18 protein-coding genes and 1 pseudogene are annotated in these 26,008 nt (G+C 60.2%); 14 read left to right on the top strand and 5 right to left on the bottom strand.

What is annotated here, in order from left to right; translation table 11 throughout:
• Nucleotides 1–98 precede the first annotated feature (98 nt).
• The 5 genes from Q9K23_RS07875 to Q9K23_RS07855 all read left to right on the top strand — a co-directional run bounded on the left by Q9K23_RS07875 (nt 99) and on the right by Q9K23_RS07855 (nt 6,524).
• Nucleotides 99–587, top strand: coding sequence for a hypothetical protein (locus Q9K23_RS07875; protein WP_053778867.1), 489 nt, complete (start codon nt 99–101; stop codon nt 585–587).
• Nucleotides 588–756: 169 nt separating this feature from the next.
• Nucleotides 757–1,917: an ATP-binding protein gene (locus Q9K23_RS07870; protein ID WP_053778866.1), complete on the top strand. Its 1,161-nt coding sequence runs from the start codon at nt 757–759 to the stop codon at nt 1,915–1,917.
• Nucleotides 1,918–1,922: 5 nt separating this feature from the next.
• Nucleotides 1,923–2,501: a DUF4276 family protein gene (locus Q9K23_RS07865; RefSeq protein ID WP_222838402.1), complete on the top strand. Its 579-nt coding sequence runs from the start codon at nt 1,923–1,925 to the stop codon at nt 2,499–2,501.
• Nucleotides 2,502–3,710: 1,209 nt separating this feature from the next.
• A complete protein-coding gene (locus Q9K23_RS07860; RefSeq protein ID WP_152972944.1) occupies nt 3,711–4,916 on the top strand; it encodes a hypothetical protein in 1,206 nt (401 codons plus the stop codon).
• Between the two features lie 126 nt (nt 4,917–5,042).
• A complete protein-coding gene (locus Q9K23_RS07855) occupies nt 5,043–6,524 on the top strand; it encodes an HNH endonuclease signature motif containing protein (protein WP_020789849.1) in 1,482 nt (493 codons plus the stop codon).
• A 103-nt stretch (nt 6,525–6,627) separates the two neighbouring features.
• Here the strand turns inward: Q9K23_RS07855 and Q9K23_RS07850 are convergent, their stop codons facing one another.
• A complete protein-coding gene (locus Q9K23_RS07850; RefSeq protein ID WP_020789847.1) occupies nt 6,628–7,014 on the bottom strand; it encodes a hypothetical protein in 387 nt (128 codons plus the stop codon).
• Between Q9K23_RS07850 and Q9K23_RS07845 the strand changes: the two genes are divergently transcribed.
• Together Q9K23_RS07845 and Q9K23_RS07840 are read left to right on the top strand one after the other, a co-directional pair.
• Entirely contained in the window at nt 6,976–7,974 is a 999-nt protein-coding gene (locus Q9K23_RS07845) for a CHAT domain-containing protein (RefSeq protein ID WP_305950462.1), read from the top strand. The two genes, Q9K23_RS07850 and Q9K23_RS07845, sit on opposite strands and share 39 nt — an antisense overlap.
• 11 nt (nt 7,975–7,985) lie before the next feature.
• Complete coding sequence (locus Q9K23_RS07840; RefSeq protein ID WP_020790435.1) at nt 7,986–8,948, top strand: hypothetical protein; 963 nt, start codon at nt 7,986–7,988, stop codon at nt 8,946–8,948.
• Between the two features lies 1 nt (nt 8,949).
• Here Q9K23_RS07840 and Q9K23_RS07835 read toward each other — a convergent pair whose 3' ends face one another.
• The 3 genes from Q9K23_RS07835 to Q9K23_RS07825 form a co-directional block, all read right to left on the bottom strand.
• A complete protein-coding gene (locus Q9K23_RS07835) occupies nt 8,950–11,064 on the bottom strand; it encodes a hypothetical protein (protein ID WP_020790438.1) in 2,115 nt (704 codons plus the stop codon).
• Nucleotides 11,061–12,830, bottom strand: a complete 1,770-nt coding sequence (locus Q9K23_RS07830; protein ID WP_152972943.1) for a hypothetical protein — start codon at nt 12,828–12,830, stop codon at nt 11,061–11,063. Before Q9K23_RS07830 ends, Q9K23_RS07835 begins: the two co-directional genes overlap by 4 nt.
• Nucleotides 12,831–12,938: 108 nt before the next feature.
• Complete coding sequence (locus Q9K23_RS07825; protein ID WP_053778861.1) at nt 12,939–14,354, bottom strand: alpha/beta hydrolase-fold protein; 1,416 nt, start codon at nt 14,352–14,354, stop codon at nt 12,939–12,941.
• 281 nt (nt 14,355–14,635) lie between these two features.
• On the opposite strand from Q9K23_RS07825, the pseudogene Q9K23_RS07820 reads away from it, so the two are divergent.
• Nucleotides 14,636–15,216: pseudogene (locus Q9K23_RS07820) on the top strand (sugar phosphate nucleotidyltransferase).
• Here Q9K23_RS07820 and Q9K23_RS07815 read toward each other — a convergent pair.
• Nucleotides 15,194–15,790 carry a TetR family transcriptional regulator gene (locus Q9K23_RS07815; RefSeq protein WP_020791756.1) on the bottom strand — a complete coding sequence of 199 codons (597 nt, stop codon included), beginning with the start codon at nt 15,788–15,790 and terminating at the stop codon, nt 15,194–15,196. The pseudogene Q9K23_RS07820 and the gene Q9K23_RS07815 sit on opposite strands and share 23 nt — an antisense overlap.
• A gap of 684 nt (nt 15,791–16,474) precedes the next feature.
• On the opposite strand from Q9K23_RS07815, the gene Q9K23_RS07810 reads away from it, so the two are divergent.
• The 6 genes from Q9K23_RS07810 to Q9K23_RS07785 all read left to right on the top strand — a co-directional run bounded on the left by Q9K23_RS07810 (nt 16,475) and on the right by Q9K23_RS07785 (nt 25,798).
• A complete protein-coding gene (locus Q9K23_RS07810; RefSeq protein WP_053778880.1) occupies nt 16,475–17,944 on the top strand; it encodes a sugar transferase in 1,470 nt (489 codons plus the stop codon).
• Between the two features lies 1 nt (nt 17,945).
• On the top strand, nt 17,946–19,247 hold the full coding sequence (locus tag Q9K23_RS07805; protein WP_053778859.1) for a UDP-glucose/GDP-mannose dehydrogenase family protein: 1,302 nt from the start codon (nt 17,946–17,948) through the stop codon (nt 19,245–19,247).
• 120 nt (nt 19,248–19,367) lie between these two features.
• A complete protein-coding gene (locus Q9K23_RS07800) occupies nt 19,368–20,465 on the top strand; it encodes a glycosyltransferase (RefSeq protein ID WP_305950461.1) in 1,098 nt (365 codons plus the stop codon).
• A gap of 1,570 nt (nt 20,466–22,035) precedes the next feature.
• A complete protein-coding gene (locus Q9K23_RS07795; protein WP_160319646.1) occupies nt 22,036–23,214 on the top strand; it encodes a hypothetical protein in 1,179 nt (392 codons plus the stop codon).
• Nucleotides 23,211–24,377: a glycosyltransferase family 4 protein gene (locus Q9K23_RS07790; RefSeq protein WP_160319645.1), complete on the top strand. Its 1,167-nt coding sequence runs from the start codon at nt 23,211–23,213 to the stop codon at nt 24,375–24,377. Before Q9K23_RS07795 ends, Q9K23_RS07790 begins: the two co-directional genes overlap by 4 nt.
• Before the next feature lie 392 nt (nt 24,378–24,769).
• The gene (locus Q9K23_RS07785) at nt 24,770–25,798 is read left to right on the top strand and encodes a polysaccharide biosynthesis tyrosine autokinase (RefSeq protein ID WP_261978140.1); all 1,029 of its coding nucleotides are present in this window, start codon (nt 24,770–24,772) and stop codon (nt 25,796–25,798) included.
• Nucleotides 25,799–26,008: the final 210 nt, after the last annotated feature.

Genomic DNA, 26,008 nt, shown 5'->3' with positions numbered 1-26,008 from the left:
GGACGATGAAACTATTAGACCGGACATCTACCGAGGCGTCCACAGTGCGCATAGCTTGGGTTACGTCAGATCGAGTCACCAATGATGAGGAGTTGGACATGGACACAACGATGCGATCCCGTCGCGGTGAACTGCGTACCGCGAGTGCACGGGTCGTGGTGGTCGTCGCGATGCTCTTGGCCGTGATGGTCGGTAGTTGCTTCGTGGTGAGCAGTTCGGCGCATGCTGCTTCTCCACACAACCTGGGGCAGCCGACTTGGACGGACTGCGGACCTGACGTGTGCACGAAGTATTGGAGCGTCGAGCGGACCAAGAATCTCTATCAATCGATCGACACCTGGCAATGGTCCACCGCACGCGTGCTCGAAACCGGTGTGAACCTGGTTCTGGCGATAGTGACACAGCGATCCCAAGCGAGCACTGACGGGTTCGAGTCGTCGCTGCGTGAGGCCAACGTCCGTGACGGGTGCCTGCAGTTCGCGTGGCGCAAGGACGGCGCGGGCAGCGGTGTCTATGGGTGGACAGGCCACCCCGACTACTGCGGCTCGGAGAATGCGCGGTACGACAGCGTCAGCCGAGTGGCCTGACGGGCATCCCCTGCGTTGCCATCGGCGCTCAAAGTGATGTGGCTGTCGCTGAGAAGGCGACAGCCACATCGCCACGAGAGCGCAGGGGGCGTGGACGTGATGATGGTTCGTCTCGGACCTGACTAGACTCGGTCGCGCGGTGACTTCGAGGATCGAGAGGTGAGGGGAAGTGCGTGTATCCCATATCAGGGCGAGTAACTGGCGGAACTTCAAACAACTCGACGTAGCGATTGGTGACCGTCTCTTCGTAGTGGGCCCGAATGCTTCCGGCAAGTCGAATTTCCTGGACCTTTTTAGGTTCCTGGGCGATGTGGCAGCCGGGTCTGGTGGCGGGTTGACATCCGCCGTTGAGAAAAGGGGGGGACTCAGCAAGGTCCGCAGCCTTTTCGCCCGCAATCATCAGGGGGGGAGACTGGTCGTCGATGTCGAGTTGCAGGATGGTGACGTCACGTGGCGATATCTCCTCAAGGTTCGTGGAGAGAAAGGCGGACGGAATCGTCCAGTCGTCGACGAGGAGATCGTCGAACGCAATGGTTTGGTGATTCTCAAACGCCCTGACGAGGATGACCAGCAGGATCGCGAACGACTGACCCAGACCCATCTGGAGCAGATCGGAGCGAACCAACAGTTTCGTGCGTTGGCCGAGTATTTCGGCCGGGTTCGGTACTTCAACCTCGTTCCGCAGGTGATTCGTGATCAGCTGACACTTGGCTCGGCTGGCACCGATCTGTATGGCAGCGCGTTCATCGCCGAGATCAATGCGCTGCCATCCAAGACACAAGCAGCACGATTGCGACGTATCCAAGAGGCGCTTCAGTCGGCGGTGCCATACTTCGAGTCATTGAAGCTCGAGGTCGATCCTGCAGGCCGACCACATTTGGTTGCCGGATACCGAAATTGGCGAGACACACTCGCGCGACAGAGTGAGGCGGAGTTCTCTGATGGCACATTGAGGCTCATCGGCTTGTTGTGGACGTTGGTGAGTGCGCCGACGACAGGTGGGATTCTTCTGCTCGAAGAGCCAGAGCTCTCATTGAACTCGGCGATCGTCAGGACCCTGCCGTCCGTACTGGCAATGGCCCAGCGCGACAGGTCGACGCAGATGGTGCTGTCTACGCACGCTCCCGAGCTCCTTGACGATGAAGGGGTGTTGCCCAACGAGATACTGGTGCTGCGAGTGACCAAGGACGGCACCAGTGCCACGCTATTGTCGGAGATCGCAGACGTTGCCGACGAGCTGGCCGCAGAGCTCCCCACCTCGGAGATCGTAGACGGATTGATCTCGCCGCAGGATTTGTCAGGGTTGGTCAAGACTGTGGCGGCTCGCTGACAGTGGTGGTCAACGTTGCAGTTGAAGGGGAATCTGATCGGGAGGCGGCCAAAGCTGTCATCAAGTGTGTAGGCCACCAGGTTGGCAAAGTCGTGGTGGCAGGCGGCAAGACAAAGCTCGACCCGAAGATTCCTGGTTATTGTGCGGCAGCCCGCAACGACAACTGGGTCGTCTTCCGTGATTCCGACGGTAAGTGTCCCGTTGAGCTCAGAGCGACGCTCGGCGACGCGCTGCCCACGCCACCGAACTCCCGGTTTGCGTTGCGCATTGCTCATTCGATGACTGAAGCCTGGCTACTTGCGGACACGGTCGGCTTCTCGGAGTTCTTTCATGTCAAAGCGAGTCAGATTCCGCGTGAACCGGAGAAGTTGGCACACGCCAAACAGACTGTCCTCGATCTTTGTCGTAACTCGAGGTCACGGGGGATTCGGGGTGACCTCGTCGCGGCGGGTACAAAGACAGGTCCGCTGTATGTTCCTCGCATCAACGAGTTTGCCGGGACACGTTGGGATGTCCGGGCCGCTGCCGAACGTAGCCCCAGCCTGGCGCGGGCGCTCATCGCGATCGCTGACCTGCCGAGATAGCGCAGATCGGCAATGCGCGGTTGAGTCTGGCCTCACGCGGTTGGTGCGGTGGTACACGGTCACCTGTTCATGACCACTCCTGATGATCGGCGATCGGTATCGGCCGTTCGTATGCTTGATGGTCCTCCGAATGAGGGAATCACGGCGGGCCGAATGTGACGGTGCCGCAGATGGATTCATACCTTCAGACGATTGAGGTTTGTCTGATGCGCCGGAAGTATTGGCGCCATGCTCTCGCATCGGAGCGAGTTTCCATCTTCTCAGTTCGTCTATCGGGCAGGATTCTTCATGATTGACACTCGACGTTGTGTTGTCCCGCAAGTAGATCCCGTAGTGCTGCGATCGGGGGTTGGTGTGCGCAGGCGCATCGAGCCACGGGTCTGGCTGGGTTCCGGTGCACTCGCCCTGGGGATCGGGGCAGCGGCGTTCGTCGGCGCCGGCGATGCGCACGCCGCGGACGATACTGCCTCGGAGTCGTCAACCTCGGTGGAGGAGGCCGTCGACAGTACCGGAAGCGAGCCCGCCGGGAACGCCACCTCGGATACCCCGTTCGGTGCCGTCGAAGGCGACGGCGAGACTGCGCCGGTGGAGTCGGTGGACGTGCCTGCGGAGGATGCTGCGACCGCAGAGGACGCGACGGATGACTCCGCTCCTACTCCTGTCTCGGATGACGTACCCGAGCTTCTCGCCGAGCCCGAGGCTCCGCAGATGGAGATTCCCGCCATCCCGCCCACAGCTGACGCGCCGGCCGACGACGCCGATGGTTCGGTTCCCGCGTCAGCGACCGTGCCCAGCGACACCGTACGTGGGCCGGGTGCCGAGACCGGTCGGGCGTTGGAGGTGACACCTTGGGAGGCAAATGGGTTCGCGTGGACCAATAGTGGTTCCTACCGGGTTCCGGCGATCAGTGGACTGTCCTCTGCGCTCGGAACGGGCTGGATCAGTGCGATGTCGGAGGGCGCCGATGTCCCGTTGCCTGCACCGGTGACCCCGACTCTGCTCGCATCCCCGGTCGCCACAACAACCACATCTCGACCACGGCACACCGGCTCCAACGGTGCGGTGTTCCTGGGTGGAACCTATCTCGAGCTGGGTGTCAGTGCCTTGGGGTCGTTCGGCAGCTCCGGCCGGCCCGCCGGCTTCTATGGCCCCGGCTCCTCGATCGGGTTGGTCGCCGACCTCGATGGATTCGGGACCGGTGACGGGAATGTGCTCGACTTCGCCGTACCCGATACGCCGGAGGAACGATGGTCGGTGGGCTACAACGGAAGTCGCTACGGTGGCTTCAGTGCGTTGAACGGCAACGCGGGGAATGCGGGGTTGACCGGGTCCACCACCACCGATCTCTCGACCGACACCACGCTGAGCGCCCAGACCGTGAGTGTGGTCGACGGTGTACTGCAGGTGACGCAGACGCACTCGTTCGAACCCGATGACACCGCAGTCAAGACCACGGTCACCATCACCAATACGTCAGATCAGACCCTGACCGATGTGACCTACATGCGCTCGATCGATCCGGACAACACCCGGGCCGTGGGCGGCAGCAACTCCACGATCAACACCATTGGCGGGCAGTACGCGACCGACCGGTTCTCGATGGTGAGCGCAAGCAGCTTGCCCGGGGACGGCTATGCGACCGCTACCGGCCATCCGGCAGTGATGTACTACTACTCCACCGACGGGCGCGCCAAGGTCTACACGGGTGGCTTCAGGAACTACAACCCGTATGAGTATGCGTCGGGAAGTCAGGGAACCGGATACACGACCACATCCGACGACGCGATCGGCATCGTGTTCCAGGTTGGCGATCTTGCTCCCGGAGAGTCGGTGACTTTCACGTACTACACCGGTGTGTCGGCAGGTGTCGATCCCGAGACGATCATCGATGAAGTCGGCGTGGAACCAAAGCGGTCGCCGATCCGTGATTTCGGATTCTCAGCCGGTGACGGTCCGATGCAGCAGGTCAACGCCATTCTGCGCGGCAGCGCCTTCAATGACATGATCAATGGCGTAGGCAACCTTGCCGCGATCTTCGGATGGGGAAAGATCGGCAACGCAGCCGATGCCATCGCGATCGGACTGAACCTCGCCGACGGCAATGTTGCCGGGGCATTCTGGCAAGGCCTACAGGCAGGCGGTGACCTGGTGATGAACGCGGGGTCGACGCTGGTCAAGTCCGGTACGGCAATCGGTAGGTTCATCGGAGTCCCGGTGTTCCTGGGTGGTGCCGCAGTCACGACATGGAGCTACGTGGCCGAGCAGGCGACGTACACCGACTGGAGTTCTGCCGACGACACCTTCGCGTACGCGCAGGACCATCCCGGCGAGGCTGCGCTGGCCGCAGCTCAGGCGGTCGGGACTGTCACTGCCGATCTCGGGTCGGCAATTCTCGGCTCGTGGATTCGGTGGTAGCGACCACCCGGTCACTCGTCAGCCTGTGATGAGACGCTGATGTGCGTGAGTGTTCCGCGGAACACTTCTGTCGGTGCTCGCTCGTAGGATTGCGCACATCAGTTCGACAACTGGGGGTGCGGGTTCATGTTCACATCATCTGCCGACGTCGAGGTGCTGTTCGACGGAACGCCACCGGAGGATCTGTCGCGGACCGAACTCGGCGATCGGCTGGTCGGGTACGCCTCGCAGATCACCGCGATGACGGCGCAGTTCCTGGCGTATCTGGCCGAGTTCGACAAACGTCGTGCGTGGGCTGATGCGGTGGGCGTGACGTCGTGTGTGCACTGGTTGTCGTGGCGGACCGGTATCTCCAGGCGGACGGCGCACGAGTATCTGCGGGTGGCGCGGGCGTTGGCGGAGTTGCCGTTGGTGACCGAAGCCTTTGGGCAGGGGAGGCTCTCGTACTCCAAGGTTCGTGCCATCACGCGGGTCGCGACACCGATTCGGGAACGCGAGCTGGTCAACATCGCGATGGCCTCGACCGCCAAGCAGGTCGAAGACCTGGTCCGGGCGACACGCACGATCGACCGGCGGCGTTCCGGGGAACGCTCCGAGTTCACTCAGTCGACCGGCTCGTGGAAGTGGCACGACGATGGCAGCCTCTCGGTCTCGATGCATCTCACGGCTGGTGATGCGGCACAGTTCCTTGCCGGCGTGACGCGCGCCGAGTACGAGCGCACCCGGGTCGATGGTGACCCGGACCTACCCTTGGATCTGGAGGACCCCGAGACCGCAGCCGCGTACGAGCAGGTCGCCGAGACCGTCACCGAACCGACGAATCGCTATGAGCGCATCCAGCGCGACAAACAGCTGTGGCGCAACGTTCCGTCGGAGATCGCACCGGCGGTGTTGGTGATGGCCGGTATCGCGCAGAGCTCCATCGAGGTTCCGGAGCTCGCGCCGACTGCCGAGGTGATCGTGCACATGGGCGACGATCACCTCACCCCGACACTGGCCAAAGGCGACGGCACCGACACGGGTCTCGTCGACCCACACCTGGAGCACGGTCCCGCGCTGTCCGAGGCGGAGGCCGCAGAACTTGCGTGTTCGGCTGCAGTGCGCGAGGTGACCCACGACAGAAACGGTGCGGTTCTGAACTTCGGGCGGAAGCGGAGGCGGCCGACGCTGACCCAGATCAAGGCGATCGTTCAGCGCGATCACACGTGTCAGACCCCGGGCTGTGAGCGTACCGGGCACTTGCACATTCACCATGTCGTCGCGTGGGCGCTCGGGGGCCGTACCGATCTCGACAACCTGATCCTGTTGTGCTCCGAGCATCATCGTGCGTTGCATCGTGGCGAGTTCGGTATCGAGGCGCTCGGTATGCAGCAGTTCGTCTTTCGTGCACCGGATGGCACCGAGATGTCGGCGACACCACCACCCACCGCGGCGCCTCCGGGATGGAGGCCGAACCCCCGGATATCGGCGGACGCCGTATCCCCGCGTGGTGGTGGCCGCCGACTCGACCTCGTGCACGCCACCGACGTCATCTATGCCAACTGGGCGTTGCGGGCAGCGCGCCAACGTGCCGTGGAACAAGAAGAACAACGGACTGTGGCGGCGTGAGTGTTCCGCGGAACACACAAGACCGTCACGTCGGCGTCCCGTACGAGTAGCTCGCCGACCTCGTTCCCATCGGCGGCGGAGTGACGCGCTCGGCAGCAAGGGATTACATTGCTGCCGGAGTTGACAGTGCCATCGAGTGGATAGGTGGAGCCAGATGATGGGTGATCATCAGAAGCCATATCCCCTCCACCTCAGGATCACTTAGTCTCATCCGATGACCATCGACGAGCCGTACTCCGATCGCCGCCGGGTGCTCGCTCGGCAGTGGGATGAGCTGGTCGACGAGATCCGGTCGCTCGACGGCTTCGAGACGTTCTTCGATCCGCCTGATGTTGACGATCTGCTGACTGCGGGTGTCAACGGGCCGGTGATCGTCGTGAACGTGAGTCGATGGCGATGTGACGCGTTGGTGGTCGCCGACGGCGCCATCGACGTCGTACCACTTGCCGACATGACTCTCGAGGATGCGCAGCGGCGCACTGCCCGCCATTTCGAGAATCTTGTATGGCATACCGCGACGCTGAATGGCATTGATTCTGCGCGAAGGGAATTCAACACATCGCGCTCACCCGCTGCTGCGCGTGGCGTCCGCGACGCGACGGAGGCGCAGTACCAGGCTCGGATCAAGCTGAACGAGGATCTCGCGGACACTCTTTCGTGGCTGTGGGACGTGCTCGTCGAGCCTCTGGGGAAGTACCTGGTCGACAGGACATCGCGCGTGTGGTGGAGCCCCACGGGACCGCTCGCGGTGCTCCCGATTCACGCCGCCGGATCGCCGTCATCGGGATGGCTCGTCGATCGGGTTGTCTCGTCGTATGCGCCGAGCCTTCGGTCACTGATCGCCTCACGTGGCGCACAGCCAACCGGCAACCCGACGGGATCGCGGTTCGGGATCATCTCGACTCTGGGGGACACCGATCACCTCCTCGGCGTTGCTGGTCCCCTCCGTGAGCTCGTGGGCCCGGAGCTGCTCGTATCGTCAGGGTCTGCCACCGTCGCCGAGGCGCATCGTGTTCTCGCCGAGTGCACCAGCGTCCACTTCGACTGCCATGCGATCCAGAATCTGTCCGCCCCTGGTGACGGTGGGTTCATCCTGAAGGACGGCATGCTGCGGGTGTTCGAACTCGCACGGACGGTCGCAAGCCGCGAACTTGCCGGTCTGGCGGCCTGCGACACCGCAGCCGGTGGATCAGAACTCTTCAACGAGTCGATCACATTGGCAACTGCGCTGCACTACAGCGGATTCCGACACGTGGTCGGTGCATTGTGGGAACTGCGCGATGACGTGGCCCGCACCGTCTTCGCGGATCTCTACCGAGACCTTGTCACCGCGGATGGGCTCGTCACCGCGCACACCGGCGCGGCAGTCAGCAGGATCGTGCGCGCCTTGCGATCTGCCAAACCCGACGACCCCTACACTTGGGCGTCGTTGATCCACCTCGGCCCGTAGGGGAGCAGACGATGACCGAACTCGAGTACATCCAGACCCCCGGGGATCCTCACGGATGGTCGGTGACCGCAGCCCGGAACTTCACGGGCATCACAAATCCGAACGCGGACGGCGTCACCGCGACGGGCAGCTGCCCCCGCTGCTGCCATCAGATGCAGACACTTCTCACCGACACGGTCTACCGCAACGTGGCCCCCGGTGGTGGCACGGCAGACAGGGGGGTCGCGATGGTCTGCGACTGTCGGGTCGACCATCCCGGACATCCAGAAGGAGAGTCCGGTTGTGGAGCATTGTGGTCACTCCGGTACGAGATCTCCGAAACCGGCGTTGCCTTCCACAGTGTCAGCATCGCTGAATCGGACGCCGGCGCAGTACGTGCGGATGCGCACGCGTTGCGAAGCGCCGGCGAGGGTGAGCTCGCCGCGGTGCGGTCGGCGGCGTCGTCGTGGTCCAAGGGCATCGGGGCGGCGGTCATCGCGCTACTCGGTTTCGGACTCGTCACCGGACCGTCGGACATCAGCGATCTGACACGCGTCGCCTCGATCGCGGTCGGGGTCCTACTCGCGGTTGCTTTGGTGGCCGGGGTGGTATCGGTCGGCTTTCTCTTCCGGTCCGCCTACGGTGCGCTCAAGCCAGTATCCACGCCGCAGGATTCGCCGCCCGGACAGAACGCCGTCGCACTCTCTGACCACACCGAAGCCGTGGGGCGCCTTGGGCGGCTGCGTTGGGGATTGTTTGCCGCCGGTGTCGGTGTGACGATGCTGGTCGCGGCGGTGGGTGTCACGTGGTACGGGCCCGCGCCGTCGGAACCGGTCCTGCGGATCGTGGATCGAACCGGTGTTGCGTGGTGTGGTGCAGTCCAGGCCACCCACGACGGAACGGTGGCTCTCGACGCCGGTGGCACCACGGTGACCGTGAATCTCGACGGCGCCACACAGATCCAGGTCCTGGGCGAGTGCCCGGCAACCGGATAGCTCACAGATCCCGGCGTGCGGCGGCCAGCGATGCCAGCCGTCTGGCCATTCCCGGATGCGACCGACGCAGCCGATGCACGTCGCCTCGCGTGTCGAGATCGGACCTGAGCACCAATGATCTGCCGCGCTCGAGCATCGCGAGCGCCTCCTGAGCGTCGTCGTGGTGGAGCGCCGCGGCCGCGCCGTCGGCGGCGGTGTCGGCGTGGTCAGTGAGTCGGAGGAGTCGACTCAGCGGATCGATCCCGTGCCAGGCGAGCTCGGCAGTGTCAGCTATCGCTGCCGAGTACGCCGCCATCGATGTGTTCCAGTCGGCGCGCTGTGCCGCGTGGACAGCGACCTGTAGTCGAGCCTCGGCGCGCAACGGGATGGGGGTCGACTCCGCATCCGCCACCGTCCGCCATCGGGTTTCGGCATCATCGCCTTCGCTATCGGCGATCCGGGCAAGGATGGCCACGAACGCCTGATACTCGGAGCGACCGGGATCGGTTGCCACCAACGCCTTCTCGGCGATGTTGCGAGCCTGCTCGCCGTGCGTATCCGTCCACAGGCACTGGGCGAGGTTGGCGAGGAACGGTGCCTCGTCGATGTGCGATCTGTGGGCAGCCGCCAGCGCACGCTCGGCGTATCCGACGCTTGCCGACCGCCGCTCGGGATCGGAGGCCACGTCTGCGCGCAATCGCGACAGCAGCGCCACATTCGACAACACGTTGGGATCGTCCGGGAGGTGCCGGCACGCGAGTTCGGCGTAGCGCAAGGCTTCTGACAACTGCCCGGCATCGTCGGTGGCCTCGGCATAGGTGAGCAGGTGCATGGCGTGATTGGTCAGTGCCGACCCATACCGATGCGGTGTGGAATCGTCGAGGGCGTCGCATGCCCATCGCCCGAGCGTCACGCCGGTCGTCAGGGCGGGCAGGTCGCCCGACCAGTCGAACCAGGTCATGGCGCTGTTGGCGGCCTCGCTCAGTAGATCAGGACGGTCGAGATGATCGATCGGGACCGCCGTTGCAGCGCGCAGCGCGATCCGAAACGCCTCCTCGATCCGATCCTGGTCACCGCGAGCCACGCCATGCTCTCGCAGGATTGATGCCAGGTTGGCGAGTCGGGCCGGAGTGTCGTCGACTGCGTCGCGGGCGAGTTGTTCTGCTTCAGCAAGGAGCTCGACGGAGCCGACCGAGCTGAACCGTGTGGCCAGGGTGATCGCGAGGTTGGTTGCACGACCGGCGTAGTGCGGGCTGTCGAGGGCCGTGGCAACCACCGCACGTCGGCCAGTGGCCTCGGCTTCGGTGAGAAGCTCGGGGCGCGGCACGCGGCTGCGGAGATAGGCGGTGCACAGGATGGCGCCGCGCAGCGACAACCAGCCGGCCTGTGCATGAGTAGGTGGGGTGACCGCCTTGGCTGAGTATTCCAGTGCTGCCTCAAGATCGGCGGGCTGCTCGTGGCTTTCGAATCGGGTGTACAGCGCCGAGGCGAGATTGGCGTGATGATCTGCAGTGGGGGCGAGGTCGGCTGCCTCGCGCAAGAGCGTGACCGCACGGTCGAGATGATCGTCACTGCCGGTGTGCTCGGCGAGATGTAGGTGAGCGATGGCAAGATTGGCGGCTACCGGCGCAAGCACCCGGGCCGGCAGAGCTGGTGTGAGGTAGGCGGCGGTTCCGTGGTGGATCGCGAGGTGAAGATCGCGGACATCCTGTGACACCTCGAATCGGTCGTCGAGCATCCCGCACAGGGTACCGGCCGCCGACGCGAACTCGACTCCCTCGGTGTTCTTGGTGCGGGCAGAAAACCGATCGATATCGGTATTCGGATCCACCTCCTCTGGTTGAAGGAACTGTGGGGGAACGAGTTCGGGATGGTCGGGCAGCACACTCTGGTACCACTCACTGCACGCAGTGAGGGCGGCTTCGTCTGGTCCTTCCGGGAGGCGCATGTACCGCAGGAGGTGGTAGCTACCCAATAACGCCCGCTCATGCGGTGTCAACGATGGTGTGTTCACATGAAATCGGGATGATCTGGCGAGCAGGTCGGGATCGAGGACGGCATCGTCGTGCTCATCGGCCGAGGCGCTCACCGCAGCCGCGATGTCGCGGAGGACCGGGTCATATCGGGACGCTGTCATCGGCCGGCTCGCCGGTGGGTCCGCACCAGTCTGTGGAGAACAGCATCGTCGGTGGCGGTCCAATCGAGAGCCGTGAGGATCTGGCGTAGTTGCTCGGCCCGGGCCCAATGGTCGGGTGCGGCATGGCGCAGAGCGTCCGTTCTTCCGAGTCCGGTTGCGTTGTCGAGCACGATGATTCGTGCTTGATCGATTGCCGTGAGCGCGCCGCGAGGATCACCGGCGTTCAAGGCTGCCGCGGCGGCATCTTCCAAGAGCGTGTCGGCTTCCGAGATCGACGAGTGGTTGTCGCGAGGAGGACGCCAGGGACGTGTCGAAGCGACGGTGAGCGTGAGTGCCTGGTGATAGTCGGCAGCAGCGGTGTTCCAGTCGCCGAGTGAGGCCGAGACATGCGCGGCCATGGCTGCTGCGTTGATGCGCCAGAAGTCAGGACCGACACCCTCTTGCATCGCAGTCTGAAAGGCCTTGCGTGCAAGTAGTCTCCGCGACGGGGGCGCATCGTCGTCAAACAGTCCACAGCCGAGCTCGTAGAACATACGGGCACGGTCGGGATGGTCGGTGCCGATCACGGCTATCGCCGAACGGGTTCGGGCGGCGGCATCGTAGATGTCTGCCTCAGTGGTTGCGGTCTCGAACAGTGCGGTCGCAAGCGCGGCCACAGTGAAGGCGTATGTGAGCGGATCATCATCTCGTGCGGAGGTTTCGATCATCTCGTCGAGGATGGTCGCGGCCTGCGTGGCGTCGTCGGTCTCGAAACGATCGGCGCGTTCGAGCAGTGCGTGGGCGAGGTTCGCCGTGACGTCAGGGTCCGGATCGGGGATCTGTTCGAAGAGGTCCACGGCTCGGTCGAGGTCTGCTCGACGCCGGGTGCGTCGTGACAGACGGACCAGGGCAATCGCGAACGCATTGCGGCGTCGGTTGAGTTCGTGGCGGTCGAACGTGGGATCGGTGATCGATTTCTCATGGAGGTCAACGCTTTCCACGATGTCGTCCAGAGACTCTCCGGCGAGGTCGTAGCGCACCGCCAATCCCGACGCGAGTGCACTCTGTGCCTCGCCCACGCCCGTCCCAAGACGCTCGGCAATGCTTCGCGCAGTGCGGAACTCGGTGATGGCGTCATCCACGTCCTGCGAATCGCCGGACAGACGGTGGAGTTGAAGGTAGGCCGAACCCAGGTTGGCGTGATGGCGGGAACTCACGATATCCCCGGAGGAGCGATCTGCGCCGAGGGCAGTGCGGTAGTTGTGCACCAGAGATTGGAGTTCGGTGGGGTCCTGCCGGTGCCGCCGATGCAGGGCCAAGGATGTCAACGCCGCGAGCCCGGGGAGGTCACGCTCATCCTTGGTGCGTCCGTCCATCTCCGCTTGGACCTCTTTGGCGACGATTGTTGCCTTGTGCAGAACCTGCGACGACCCGGTCGTCTCGTGCAGCCTGAGCAGCGCGGTGAGCAGATTGGACGCACACGTGGCCCGGTCTGCGCTGCCTTGGGAGGCGAGTGCCAGCGCCCTGGTATGCAGTCGAATCGCCACCAGCAGGTGGGGTCGCGACGGCTCGAGCGGTGAGAGCTCCTCGAGCGCGCCGCCAAGATGGGACAGCACCGCGACCTTGTGCTTGTCTCGATCTTCGAGTAGCAAATTCGCGCCCGCGAGAATCCGGGCCGTATGGCGCAACCGCGCTACATCCTCGGACGTCGCAATGGATGTGGGCCAATGGCGGCAAGCGGTCCAGACGAGCCATTCCACTCGCACTCGCTTGATCACGCCGCCCACGTGTTGACAGTAGTGGTTCTGGAAGCAGCCGGGTGACAGGAACTGGCGCCACGTCGGGGAAATGCATGACCCGATCGGATGGGTGTGTGTTCAGCGGAACGCTGTGGGCTACGGAGCGTCGCTGTCCGACGCAGCTTCATCCACGGGCTCCGGGGGAGCGGGGTTCGCGTCTGGGTCGACCACCGTGGCAAGAGATCCTGCATTGGGTTCTGGTGCATCCTGGGTAGCCGGCATGTCTGGTGCGACAGGGCTATCGGGTGTGGCGGAGGCATCGACCTCGGGTGTTTCACCAGCGGTACCTGACTCCGGTAGCGCGTCCGGCTCTGGAGCCAGTGCTTCTTCCGAAGTAGGTGATTCGGCCGTGGTGGCCGCGATTGTGTCAGGCTCGTCCGGTGCCGTCGTATCGTCAGTTGTCGGAACCTCGGTGAGAGAGCTGAGAATAGTCGGCTCATTGGCGACGAGGGAAGCGGCACTGGCTGAGTCGGCGCTCGTGGTGGTGGTGGTCGGCAATTGGTATTTCTTCAGTGCGTCCTGAACCTTTTGCGCTTCTTCTTCATTGGTTCGTCCCCACCGTTGCCAGGTGTGGGCGCCGTTGGTGTAGATGAAGTCGACCGGCAGGCCGAGGATCGCGGCCTGAGCGTTCAAGATGACCGCGGACACGAAGGACACGAACTCGAGGACGCTGCCCATCACCGCCTCGCTGATTCCACCGAGGGCCATGAGTTCATCCCACTCGGCCTGGGAGGCGATCAGTCCGTTGCCGGTGGAGACGATGATGGTCTGTCCGTTGGCTTTGGTCTGCCAGATCCGGTCGAACACGTCGTTGGATGCCCAGGTGTTGCCGGCGCTGAACGGGTTGCCCCACATTCCGTCCAGACCGTTCGAAATGCCCTGACGTGACGACAAGATGAACGGGATGAGAATCCATCCGATCGGATTGTTTGTCTGGTAGTAACCCGACGTCGACAATGCGACCTTGAACAGATCGGGGTACTTCAGGGCGAGGTTCACCGCTTGTCCGCCGGAGATGGACAGGCCGACGATCGCGTTGCCGGTCTGGTCAATCGCGAAGTTCTCGTTCAGGTAGTCGGGGAGTTCTTCGCCGATGAAGGTTTCCCACTGCGGGTCGTAGGTATCTCCGCTGGAAGTGGTGAGAGGGCTTCCGTCAGAGTCGAGTGGGGGTGACTGCCAATTGGAGGACCAGGTACTCGTCGACCCGTTGATCATCACCAAGTTGTATTGCGTGCTGTATAGCGAACTTCCGGCACTGCCGCTGGGATCGTTGATCCCGCCGAGGAAGTAGACGGCTTGTTCTTGTTCGCCGGTGGGTTGATCGGATGGGCGGACCTTGACGGTCACATAGGTCTGCATCGACTCGGACCAGACCTTGCATGTCTGCACGTTGTTGGTGCGATCGGACGTGGACGCGAACGAGCACCCGGCCGAGGTTCTCGCGACCGTGGGGTCGACCGCGAAAGCCGGGCTGATCCCGGTGGCTAGTCCGATGGCGGTTGCGATGGTCACCGTTGCCAGCGTGAGTCGACGACTGGCGCGGCGGGGCGGCCGGGTTGCGAGCTGGGCCATGAGTGGATCGCCTTGTCTGGGTCGGGGATTCGAGCCGACACCGATGTCAGGTCCGGTCGGTGCGTGGCGTGATGCCGAACACGAATCCTAACCGGTCGTACGCGGAGACCGAAATAGTTCGTTCATGCGAACGGTGGAATGCAGTGAGGCAAGCGGTTCGGCGAGAAACACCTGCAATTCCGGAAATGTGTTTGGCAAGCAAAACCCTTATCCTCTGACGCATGCGTGGAATCATCCTTACCGGCGGAACCGGCGCATGGCTCCATCCATTACCCAAGGTGTCAGCAAGTAGACGGTGACCGTCTACGACGCGCCGATGATCTACTACCCGCTATCCGCGCTGATGCTTGCCAGTACCCAGGACGTTGGTCATCACTACCCCGAAGGACGCCCCGGCACTTCAGGGCTCCAGGGCAAGAGCGATCAGGTTGGTGTGAAAATCAGTTACGTGTAGCAGTCTGCGCTGGATGGCCTGCCCAAACGATCGCGCTGGGACAGACACATCGGGAATGATTCCGTGTCACTTGTCCTGGCCGACCAACATCTTCTACGGGCTCGGTCTGGGGACGTAGCTCGGAGGATTCGATACGAGATGACCGACGTGAACGCCCATTACCTCGACCATGATCCGGGCAACTTCGTCCGCACCGTTGAGCGGCGGCAGGGTCTCAAGATCGCCGTACCGGAAGAGGTGGCGTGGCGCTGCGGGTTTATCAGCGACGAGGAGCTGGTTGCGCGCGCGGAGAAGCTCACCAAGTCCGGCTATGGCACCTACCTTCTCAACCTGCTCGAACACCGCTGACGGTCGGAGCTTTCACCTCGGGAGTGGCGGCGATCATGCCGTCGATGAGCGCTGTGATGTAGACAGTGAGATCCGCATCCTCCGGTGCGGCGGACCCAGGGCTGTGAGCGCCAACTTCGGGGTCATCTCTCGTTTGCAATTGCGACGAGATGAGGAACCAGCACGCTCGCCAAAGCCCAGACGCTCGCTCTTCCGCGAACCCCATCGCAGTTGCGGTCGTCAGAAATGGGTCAGCCACGACGCAGGGGCGCGCACCCGCCTGTGTGCCCGCGCGGAGGACGTCGGGCATCCAGGTGATCGCTGCATACGTTCGGTACACCTCTGAGGCGTGTGCGATGAGTTGGTCTCGCGGCGACTCGTGGTCGTACGACCAGCGAATATGGCTGGCAGTGTCGGTGACGATCAGCGCCAAGAGCATTGCTTTGTTGGGTACGTAGTAGTACAAGGTCATCGGCCGCACGTTGAGGTCGGCGGCTAGTGCCCGCATGTTGAGTGCTGCGACGCCGCCGGTGTCGAGGAGGCCAATGGCTGCGGCGATGATCCGCGCACGTCGCGCGAGCGGGGGACCTGACACAGACGAACCACCATTTCCTGAGTGTGAACGTGGCCGCCCGCGGGCGAGCGTCGCCCGGTGTGCCGAGGGTTGTACGAATAGTGAATCAAATTCGACAGCAATCTTGCGCGATATCTGAATCAATCGATCCGGTCCGTATAGTGACGCGGGTCACGTTTCTACGAAACGTCGCCGGTGATTGAGTGTTGATCCACAACGATAGCTATCGCGAACCGCCGGGTCTGTCCTCCGGACGGACGAATCCACAATCTGATCCGGTCAGGATTAACCAACTGTTCACGTTCTTTGCTACAGTCCAGGGCTTCCGGGGTTCGGGATCGAAGGAGATATCGTGCGGACGTCGTCGCACCAAAAGCGTTGACATGCAACGCGAATCGTCACCTCTAGTGGTTTCCTCCTCGATCTGATCAGGTGAAACACGCTGTCATCTGAATCATTTGATTCGAAGACTCTGGATTGCCTGATTGCGCGCTGGGGCTTATCTTTTTCGTACACGTGCGAGTCGTTCGACTCACTTCGTATTCCGAACGATCAACCAGCCCACGGGCAGCAGGTTGCCTGAACCCCGGTTCAGGTCCCTGTAGGACTGAAAGGTGCCGCGCCGATGTCGCTTGGTGATCGACCGATGCAGACTGTTTGGGGGCAGTTGTGACCGCAGACCGGGATATCGACTTCAGTCAGGACATGCTTGCGACGTGCGCGGATGGGGCTCCCCGTCCCCGCGGCCGAACATGGGTAGGTGGGTACCTGCGGTCACTGGCTTGGACGGACGTATTCGTCGTGGTGGTCGCTGTGGGCGTCGCGCAGGCCGTGCGGTTCGGCGCGGGTTCACCGCTCGAACCGAACGGTGCCATCGGTGTGCCGGCGGTGCTCGTCTCGGCGGCGCTGATCGCAGCGTGGGTTCTCGCCTTACGGGCGTTCCAGACATATGACCGGCGGGTAATTGGATCCGGTCCGGAAGAGTACAGCCGCGTGATCACCGCCTGCTTGGCGGTCTTTGGAGTCCTGGCGATGGTCGATCTTCTCTTCCGGCTCAACATCGCACGTGGATTCCTCCTGATCGCCCTACCGATAGGGACCGTAGGGCTGGTGCTGTCCCGATGGGGCTGGCGACAGCGCTTGACGCAACAACGAGTGAACGAACGCAACCTCGAGCGGCTCCTCGTGGTGGGAGCGGTCGGGCAGTCGGCGCCGCTTGTGAAACGTTTCCTCGGGAATCCAGGACTTGGATACCGGGTAGTCGGTGTCTGCCTGCCGCCGAGCTGGAAGGGAACACCCGAGGAGATGCGTGTTGGCGACACGATGGTCCCAGTGTTCGGTGACTTCGACGACGTTCGAGATGCTGTCGCTCACACGGGGGCAACAACAGTGGCGATCACCTGCACGGAAGCTCTCGGACATCAGGCAATGCAGGATCTTATGTGGGATCTCGAAGGCATGTCCGTGGAGATGATGGTTTCGCCGGGTGTGACCGATGTCGCTGGCCCTCGGATGCTGGTCCGTCCTGTTGCGGGACTTCCCTTGCTACATATCGACAAACCGCGGTACGAGGGTGCCAATCGGTTCCGAAAGGCGGCCGTTGATAGGGCCGGCGCCATTTTCGGCCTCCTCTGTATCTCACCTGTCTTGATCGCCTTAGCAATCGCGGTCAAGCTGGATTCTCGCGGCCCGGTATTCTATCGCGCAACTCGGATAGGCCTGAACAACCAACCGTTCAAGATGTGGAAGTTCCGCTCGATGGTTCAGGACGCGGATCGGCTCAAGCTCAACCTCACACATCTGGATGAGGGCGCAGGTGTCCTGTTCAAAATGCGCGACGATCCACGCGTCACCAAGGTCGGGAGATTCATCCGTAGGTACAGCTTGGATGAGCTACCTCAGCTATTCAATGTGCTGGGCGGCTCGATGAGTTTGGTAGGTCCCCGACCCCCGCTGCCCGATGAGGTAGAGAAATACGACGGTCGAGTTGCACGGCGAATGCTGGTTAAGCCCGGTATTACCGGATTGTGGCAGGTGTCTGGTCGATCGGACCTGTCATGGGAGGAGTCGGTGCGGCTAGACCTTTCTTACGTGGAGAACTGGTCGATCATGCAAGACATCGTGATTCTGTGGCGCACCGCGCGGGCGGTCGTTGCGAAGGAAGGAGCATACTGACATGCGGATGGTTGTGCTTGGACTCGGCTATCTTGGAGCTACCCATGCCGCGTGCATGGCGGAGCTCGGCCACGAAGTTCTCGGCGTTGAGGTGATTCCAGAAAAGCGGGATTCTTTAGCTCGTGGTGAGGTGCCATTCTATGAGCCCGGGCTGCCTGAACTGCTGAAGAAGCACATCGACTCCGGCCAGTTACAGGTCTCCGGATCATACGCAGAAGCGGCAGATTTCGCCGACGTATTTTTTATTGCGGTTGGAACACCGCAGAAAAAGGGAGAGTACAGCGCTGATCTACAGTACGTAGATGCCGCGTTAGAAGAGCTCGTGCCACTCCTGACTCACGATGCGCTGATCTTGGGCAAATCGACGGTACCCGTCGGAACTGCTGCGAGACTAGCCGATCGCGCCGATGAACTGGCTAAGGACGTTTCCATCGAGATTGCCTGGAATCCGGAATTCCTGCGTGAGGGTTTCGCTATTCAAGACACCCTGCATCCCGACCGACTGGTTCTGGGAGCATTTCAGGGCGGCGTAGCGGAGACAGTGAGTCGCGAGATCTACAGCAGCCTTCTGGACGCGGGAATCCCGTTCATCGTGACAGACCCACCCACGGCAGAGCTTGTGAAGACATCTGCGAACGCGTTTCTTGCGACCAAGATTTCATTCATCAACGCCATCGCAGAGGTTTGTGATGCAGCCGGAGCCGACGTACGGGCGATCGCAAATGCTATTGGCTACGACGCCCGGATCGGGCGTCGTTTCCTCAATGCAGGACTGGGATTCGGTGGCGGCTGTTTGCCAAAGGATATCCGCGCGTTTATGGCTAGGGCGGGAGAGCTCGGTGCAGCTGAGGCTCTTTCATTCCTTCGAGAGGTCGATAGCGTCAACATGCGCCGGCGTACCCGAATGGTGGAACTTGCACGCGAGGTGTGTGGTGGCTCGCTCCTTGGCAAACGTGCTGCCATCCTGGGCGCGGCATTCAAACCCGAATCGGATGACGTCCGGGATTCTCCCGCACTAAACGTGGCCGGTCAAATTCAGCTCCAGGGCGCATCGGTGTCTGTGTACGACCCGAAGGCCATGGAAAACTCGCGTAGGATATTTCCCACTCTGGATTACGCAACGGGGGCGTTGAAGGCATGCGAAGGTGCAGATGTTGTACTAATTCTTACAGAATGGCAAGAGTTCATAGAACTTGACCCGGTGAAAACTGGGCAGGTCGTCAGGAAACCCAACATTATCGACGGTCGCATGTGCCTCGAAGCTGAGCGATGGGAAGATGCTGGGTGGGCCTACCGCACTTAGGCGGGCGGAAACCGTCCGTATCGAAAAAATGCGAATACCTTACGAACTAAGTAGAGAAGCATTTCCGGCGGAGTCACGTTCTCTGGACCAATTCAATCAATGACGAAGGAAATTTAGCTAATGCCAGGGCTGATTGTCCATGAATGGATCGAGAACTTCGGAGGTGCCGAAAAGGTACTTGACGAGATTCTCGACATTTATCCTGAGGACGATGCCTACTGCCTATGGAATGACGACCCAGATCGGTACGTGGGCTCCAGGATTCGCCAGTCACCTTTAGCGAAACTGCCGGCTAGCGGCCGAAAATCGGCTGCGGTTGTACTATCGCCGATGGTCTGGCGGACTTTGGCCAGATCCAACTATAATCGAATTATAGTTTCATCCCATCTCTTCGCGCACCATGCACGACTAGTTCCGAAACGTGATGTACCCAAGTATGTATTTGTCCATTCCCCAGCGCGTTATATCTGGGAGCCAAGCCTCGACCAGCGCGCGAGTCATCCCCTGTTTCGACTACCGGTCGCCTTCGCGCGGAAATTAGACAAATCAGCAGCGCAACTGGGCTATAAACTCTGCGCAAATAGTAATTTCGTGCGCAGCAGAATAAACCGCTGCTGGGATCGTGATGCTAGGGTAATATATCCGCCAGTAGACACCGAGCGCATAAGTGCTCGAGATTGGCGAGGCGACCTGCAAGGCGAGGACGAACGAAGGTTTGCCAGCCTACCAAGCCAGTTCGTCCTGGGGGCTTCAAGGGCGGTTCACTATAAGGGCTTGGACAAGGTACTCGAAGTTGCGAGAATTGCCGGTATCCCCGCGGTTATCGCCGGTGACGGGCCCGATCTTCCGAGAATACGAAGTTTGGCAAAGAACAGCCCTGTACCCGTGATATTCCTAGGGAGGGTCAGCGACGCTCTTTTGTATTCGCTGTATCAGCAGACAGCGTTGTATGTATTTCCTCCGGTCGAGGACTTCGGAATAATGCCAGTGGAGGCGATGGCTGCGGGCGCCAGAGTGCTCGTGAACATCGAGGGCGGTGCACGTGAGACCGTCCAAAATGGACTCACTGGTGCGGTCGCTGATTTCTCGGATACGGACTCGGTAAGGGACTCAGTCGAGATAGCGCTGGGTTGCGATCCAGATAGGAGCCGAGCACGCGCTGGCCAATATAGCAGGAATAGATTTCGACAGGAGTTTGCTGAGTGGACAAGCTCCTGACCGGCACATCAGCCACAGTACGCAGGTCTCGGAAGAATGCATTACGACTCTCGGGAATCGATTTGTATGGGGCCATCTGGTACATCGCTGGTCCCATCGTCATTGTCGCCTATTGCCTCCCGACGGCCCTCAAAATCTCTGATGCAGCACATGCTGTATTGATACTCCTATACGTCACGGTGTGTGCAGTCGGTGTGATCGACGGATTCGTCTCTGGGGCACGTATAGTCCAGATAACATACTTTGGTTTCAGTTTGGTCTGGTCAGGGATTCCTGTGGTGTACCAACTTGCTTCGGACACCCCGGCCTGGCGTGACTATTCCCTGTACAGCTACCGTGGAGTAGTTACGCAGGCCTTGTTGATTCACCTGCTGTCGGCGTGTGCGGTACTGTTAGCGATACGCTTGGCGCGCTTGTGGCGCCGGCCAATCTTTGTTGCTCCAGTACGTCGACTTCGCCGTCCGATAATGCCGGCATCTGTTCTGTACGTCGGAATAGCGATTGCGATTACTCCCGTAGTTCTGAGCGTGAGCGGCGGGATATCCGCAATGTTCACTTCTCGGGACACCCTTAAGGATGAGCTTCGCAACTCGGGTGTGATCGCGGCTGACTCGAGCCAGGCAATGCTGGGGTTCCTCAAGATTCTTCCTGGATCACTGGCATTGAGCGCAGCAATCCTAGTAATTGCTCATATGCAGATGAAGGACCGGGCTCGCGGTCGACGAGCCTGGTGGAAGAGCGAAGGCGCGATTCTGACACTTGGCCTATCGCTCGGACTCTGCGTGCTATACCTAAATCCTCTGACCAATACACGCTTCGTATCTGCAGGAGCGGTAATCTGTTTGTTGCTTGCGGCTATACGACCTCGGGGGCGTAAGGGAGGTCTAATTCTCGGCGCGTTTATTGTTCTTGGTTTTCAAGCGCTATACCCCCTCGCGAATATGTTCCGATCTTCCGAGTCGCTACGAGCAGGTCCCCAGTTCGACCCACGAGGGTTCTCTGGTCCTGACTATGATGGGTTTCAGCAGATTGTCAACACTCTTCTCTATACCCAGGATTACGGGCATACATACGGAGCGCACCTACTCTCTGGAGTTTTGTTCTTTGTACCACGGTCAATCTGGACTGGGAAAATGTACCCGGCATCGCTAGACATTGCAGAGGCACGTGGATACGATTTTACAAACTTGTCTGAGCCTCTTCATGCCGAGCTGTATCTAGAATTCGGGTTGGTTCCAATGCTCGCGCTAATGGCGATTGTAGGCGTGATCATTAGCCGAATCGACATCGGTTGGCTAGGCTCTCCAGGAAGCGCGTTGGCGATTATAGCGCCGTATGTAGCAGTCGCACAATACGGTTTGCTTAGAGGCCCGTTTGGCTCGCTAGCCCCGGTCTATCTGAGTACCATGATTCTTCTAGTTCTCGGGTTGGCGCTCACACAAAGAAGCCGGACTGGTAGATCATGAACGTCCAGTCGGTGGATACGAAAGTTCGGATGGGGAAGACCCATCGAATCCTTCGAGTGGGTCGGCGAGGGGGCGCCTTCCTGATTGTGCCACTAATCTCCACGGTGAGTGCACTTGTGGTGTTGCCAATCGTGAGCTCAAGATTTGGCGCAGACGGGTGGTCCGCACTGGGCGTGGGCCAGGCTGTGGGCGCGCTAGCGGGCGTCGCTATTGCTCTCGCGTGGCCAATAGTCGGTGCTCAACTGACTGCCGTCAGTACTCGCAAGGATGAACAAATCGAGATTGCTAGGTCAAGCTTCTCTTCTCGATTTGGTGTGCTCGTCGTGATAGCCCCAGTCGCTGTGTTGATTTCGATGATGATCGTGCCAAATTATCAGATCAGTGCAGGCATGTATTCCGTCTTCTTTGCGGCGAACGGATTGACATTTTCCTGGTATTACGCAGGGTCGGAGCAGCCATTTCTATTATTGCGAAATGAAGCGATTCCGCGTTTAATCGGATATCTCGCGGGGGCGGGAATAATTATCGCAGGTGGCGCGCTATGGTGTTTTTCTGCTTGTATGGTGGCGGTTTCGATAGTGATCATCATCCTAAACGTATCTTCCACGGTGGGTATATCCCACGTCAGGACGATCTTGCCCAATCGTGAAGACTTCAAGGTGGTCCGCCGGCAGTCGTTTGGCGGGATTTCCAGAACGATTGGTGCTCTAGGAATGTATTCCGGCGCGGTTGTGGTGGGAATCGCTAACCCGGCTGTTCTCCCTCTGTATACGGCCACGGATCAGCTCCAACGCGCGGTTGTCAACTTGGGAAGTGCTGGTCCGCAGGCGCTGGCTGGGTGGGCTGGGCGACGGAGTCGATCCCAGTTCACGCTAGTAGTGGCAGTCCGAAACGCTTGGGCAATCTCCTTCGCTATGGCATTGTTACTCATCTGCGGCTGGGTTCTGGCAGGAAACTTAGTTCTCACTCTTCTTTTTTCAGGGAAGGTAGAGCTTACGCTACTCGAGTTGTTTTGTTCGGGAATTTGTTTCGCGGTTATCTGTTCGAGTCAGTCTGTGGCGCTACTCTGTATGGTCCCGTTGAAGCTTCAAAGAGTTGTTTACCTGGCCTCGGCGGTATGTGCGGTACTATCCGTAATTGGCGCCCTGTTTGGGGCGGTATTCTGGGACTATATCGGAGCGGTCTCTGGGCTTTCTTCTGGATTCGTTGTTCTTTTGATCTGGTACTCGGTTGTCATATTTTTGAGTATTCGATCCGTTCGAAGAGAAGGAGCGAAAACTTGATCAAGGTTGCACACCTCAGTCATAGCCTGGAAATTGGCGGAGCAGAATTAGCGCTGCGTCGTGTCCTTGAGAACTCCAGATTGCTCTGGAGACCGTTTCTATTTGTTCCTGCATCGAATGCTACTGGTGATCCGTTTTCCGGTATGGGTTCAGATATCCGGGTGGTTAAGTGTGGCCCAACTCAAGCACCAGGCGGTTCGAAATCGATCTTTCTGGGGCTGGCACTATTGTGGAATGCGGTCAGGATGGCCATGGCCCTTCGCGGTAGTGCCGAATTTCGCGATGCTGACGTGGTCTTCGCTAACACTACTAGAGCGTCGGTGTATGGGAGGATTGCTGTTCTTTTTGCCCGCTCCCGCGTCTTTGGCGTACATATGCGCGACACGTGTACGCGAGATTCAATGGGTCGATTTGGATTCGCAATCTTCTCACGATTTGTGCTCCCGCGCGCAGACTTTGTTATTTCGAATTCGAGATATACGGAGCGTTCGGTGCTTCCATTCATTCGTTCCAGTTGTAAGTCCACGGTAGTGCCGAGTCCATCAGGGGTTCCCCGGGTTCCCGCGGCGCCGGAAGTGTCATCGGACGTTCGGCGGATCGGGATGGTTGCCCGGTTGGATGACTGGAAGGGGCAGGATCTCCTGCTGACTGCTTTTGCTGACACGGGGTTAGCCGCTAGCGGTTGCGTCCTGCTGTTCGCCGGAGCTCCTGCCTTCGGGCAGCAGACCTGGCGGGATCACTTGGAGGAGATGGTGTTAGAGCTGGGCCTGGACGGCTCGGTTAGGTTTGAAGGCCACGTAGATGATGTGACCGAGTTTATTGACTCGCTCGATATCTGTATCCAAGCATCGACTCGCCCTGAACCGCTGGGACAGAATGTCCTGCAGTATCTCTCGCGTGGAAAGCCCACGGTTGTTGCGGATATTGGTGGGCCGGCTGAGTGGGTGTTGGATGATGTGAATGGTTTGACCTTCGCTGCTGGGAGTTCGGCAGATCTGGCGGCCAAACTGCTGCGTCTATCAGACGGTGGCCTTAGGTACCGGCTGGGTTACAGTGCCCGCGAGACTGCTGGTCTCAGGACGGACTTAGAAGTGGCTTCAGAAATTGGCAGTCAATTGGTTTCTGTGTTCTTGAATTCAGGCGCTAGTTTGGAGGCCTCCTAGGTATGGAAAGGGCAGTGATGGTCGAGCGGGAACAAGGTGATGATTCGGAGGAGGGAGTGGTCTTGAGGCGCCCTTTCTCATACATTATTCGATCTTGTTGGTACATCGTCCTGGCGTCAATCTTGGTTTGTGCGTGTTTGGGATTGATTCTTAGTTTCGTAAAGAGCCCAACGTATGAGTCGTCGTCGGTTTTGTACGTGACATCGGGTGCGGATGATAATGCGCAGTCTGCCTACCAAGGCTCCTTGGCGTCGCAACAGCGTGTGAGCTCGTACGTCAAGCTCGTAGGATCGGACTCGATTCTGAGTCTTGCGGTTGGTCGAGCAGGTTCAGGTCTCGCGGTTGACGAAGCTAGGGAGTCGATTCGAGCGACCACGGAGCCGGGAACTGTCTTGTTGACGGTCATTGGTTCTGGCAAATCCCCGGAGGCCGCCGCTGCGCTTTCCAACGGTGTGGCGAACGCAATGGTGGAGTATGTATCGGAGTTGGAGCGTCCGAGCGATGACGGCTCGCCACTGGCAAAACTGACGGTTGTTTCAGAAGCGGTCCCGAACGGTGATCCAGTGAGTCCAAATACTCGGCTCTATTGTGTTATCGGTGCGGCGATTGGTCTGGTTCTGGGCGGAGCAGTTGTCGTGGTTCGCAATCGGTTGGATAACAAGCTGCGCGATCGTTCGCAGGCTACGGATGTAACTGGGGTTCCTGTTTTGGTTGAGGTCCCAGAGGATATTTCAGTTTCCGATGGCCTCGGTGTTGACTTCTCGACGGGATCGAGTTTGGTCTCGGAGAGTTATCGAAAGCTTAGGGCGAGCCTTGATTTCTTGGGGTTTGATGGGTCTGCTCGTTCAATTCTGATAACCAGTGCGGTGCCCGGCGAAGGTAAAACGTCGACGGCAGTCAATTTGGCAAAAGTGATCGCGGAGTCTGGTAGTTCGGTGGTCCTAGTCGATGCAGACATGAGGCGGCCAGCTGTTGCGCGTCGTCTTGGGCTGACATCGGAGATTGGGCTATCGGATTGTCTGCGTGGCGAGATTGATTGGGATCATGCACTTCAGAAACCTTTGCCCGGCTCGTCGCTGCAGGTCATCGCTGGGGGGCAATGTCCTCCGAACCCATCTGAATTGCTGGCGTCGGAACGAGCGCGTGGATTTTTCACGAAGCTAGAGGAACGTTTTGAATATGTCATTGTTGATTCTCCTCCCGTGATACCTGTTGTGGACGCTGCGTTGTTGAGTAGAATCTGCGATTCTGTTCTACTGGTTGCGCGAGTTGGCAAGGTCAAGATTGCTGAGCTTGATGCTGCGATAGAAGAGTTGGCGGCTGCCGATTCGCAGCCTCGTGGTTTGGTTCTTAACGGCGTGATGCCGGGTGAGGGTGCCTATTCATATGAGTACGGTAGTCCCTCAAAAGTCAGGGCGTGAATTCTCGTGAGGGTTATTCGTGTCTCCTTCCGTTATTGAAGACTGCTGGGCGTGTTCGTAGGCTGTTTATTCGAGGGAGAGGGTGCCGCTGGCAATCTGGTGGACGTTTGTTTGATCAGGATGTTTACCTTTGGCGTGCGGATTGGCTGGTCCGTCAATGACGAGTTTTGAACGTGAGTTGTCAGGTGAGTGAACCAACTTCGTTTGTGG

The organism is Gordonia sp. NB41Y (assembly GCF_030718915.1).
Classification (GTDB): Bacteria; Actinomycetota; Actinomycetes; order Mycobacteriales; family Mycobacteriaceae; genus Gordonia; species Gordonia desulfuricans.
This window is presented reverse-complemented; position numbering and strand designations above follow the sequence as displayed.

Excerpts from the sequence above, each read along its gene's own strand:
- Q9K23_RS07875 (WP_053778867.1), top strand. The coding sequence starts at position 99 with ATGGACACAACGATGCGATCCCGTCGCGGTGAACTGCGTACCGCGAGT.
- Q9K23_RS07855 (WP_020789849.1), top strand. The coding sequence starts at position 5,043 with ATGTTCACATCATCTGCCGACGTCGAGGTGCTGTTCGACGGAACGCCA.
- Q9K23_RS07845 (WP_305950462.1), top strand. The coding sequence starts at position 6,976 with ATGACTCTCGAGGATGCGCAGCGGCGCACTGCCCGCCATTTCGAGAAT.
- Q9K23_RS07850 (WP_020789847.1), bottom strand. The coding sequence starts at position 7,014 with ATGGCGGGCAGTGCGCCGCTGCGCATCCTCGAGAGTCATGTCGGCAAG.
- Q9K23_RS07840 (WP_020790435.1), top strand. The coding sequence starts at position 7,986 with ATGACCGAACTCGAGTACATCCAGACCCCCGGGGATCCTCACGGATGG.
- Q9K23_RS07835 (WP_020790438.1), bottom strand. The coding sequence starts at position 11,064 with ATGACAGCGTCCCGATATGACCCGGTCCTCCGCGACATCGCGGCTGCG.
- Q9K23_RS07810 (WP_053778880.1), top strand. The coding sequence starts at position 16,475 with ATGCTTGCGACGTGCGCGGATGGGGCTCCCCGTCCCCGCGGCCGAACA.
- Q9K23_RS07805 (WP_053778859.1), top strand. The coding sequence starts at position 17,946 with ATGCGGATGGTTGTGCTTGGACTCGGCTATCTTGGAGCTACCCATGCC.
- Q9K23_RS07800 (WP_305950461.1), top strand. The coding sequence starts at position 19,368 with ATGCCAGGGCTGATTGTCCATGAATGGATCGAGAACTTCGGAGGTGCC.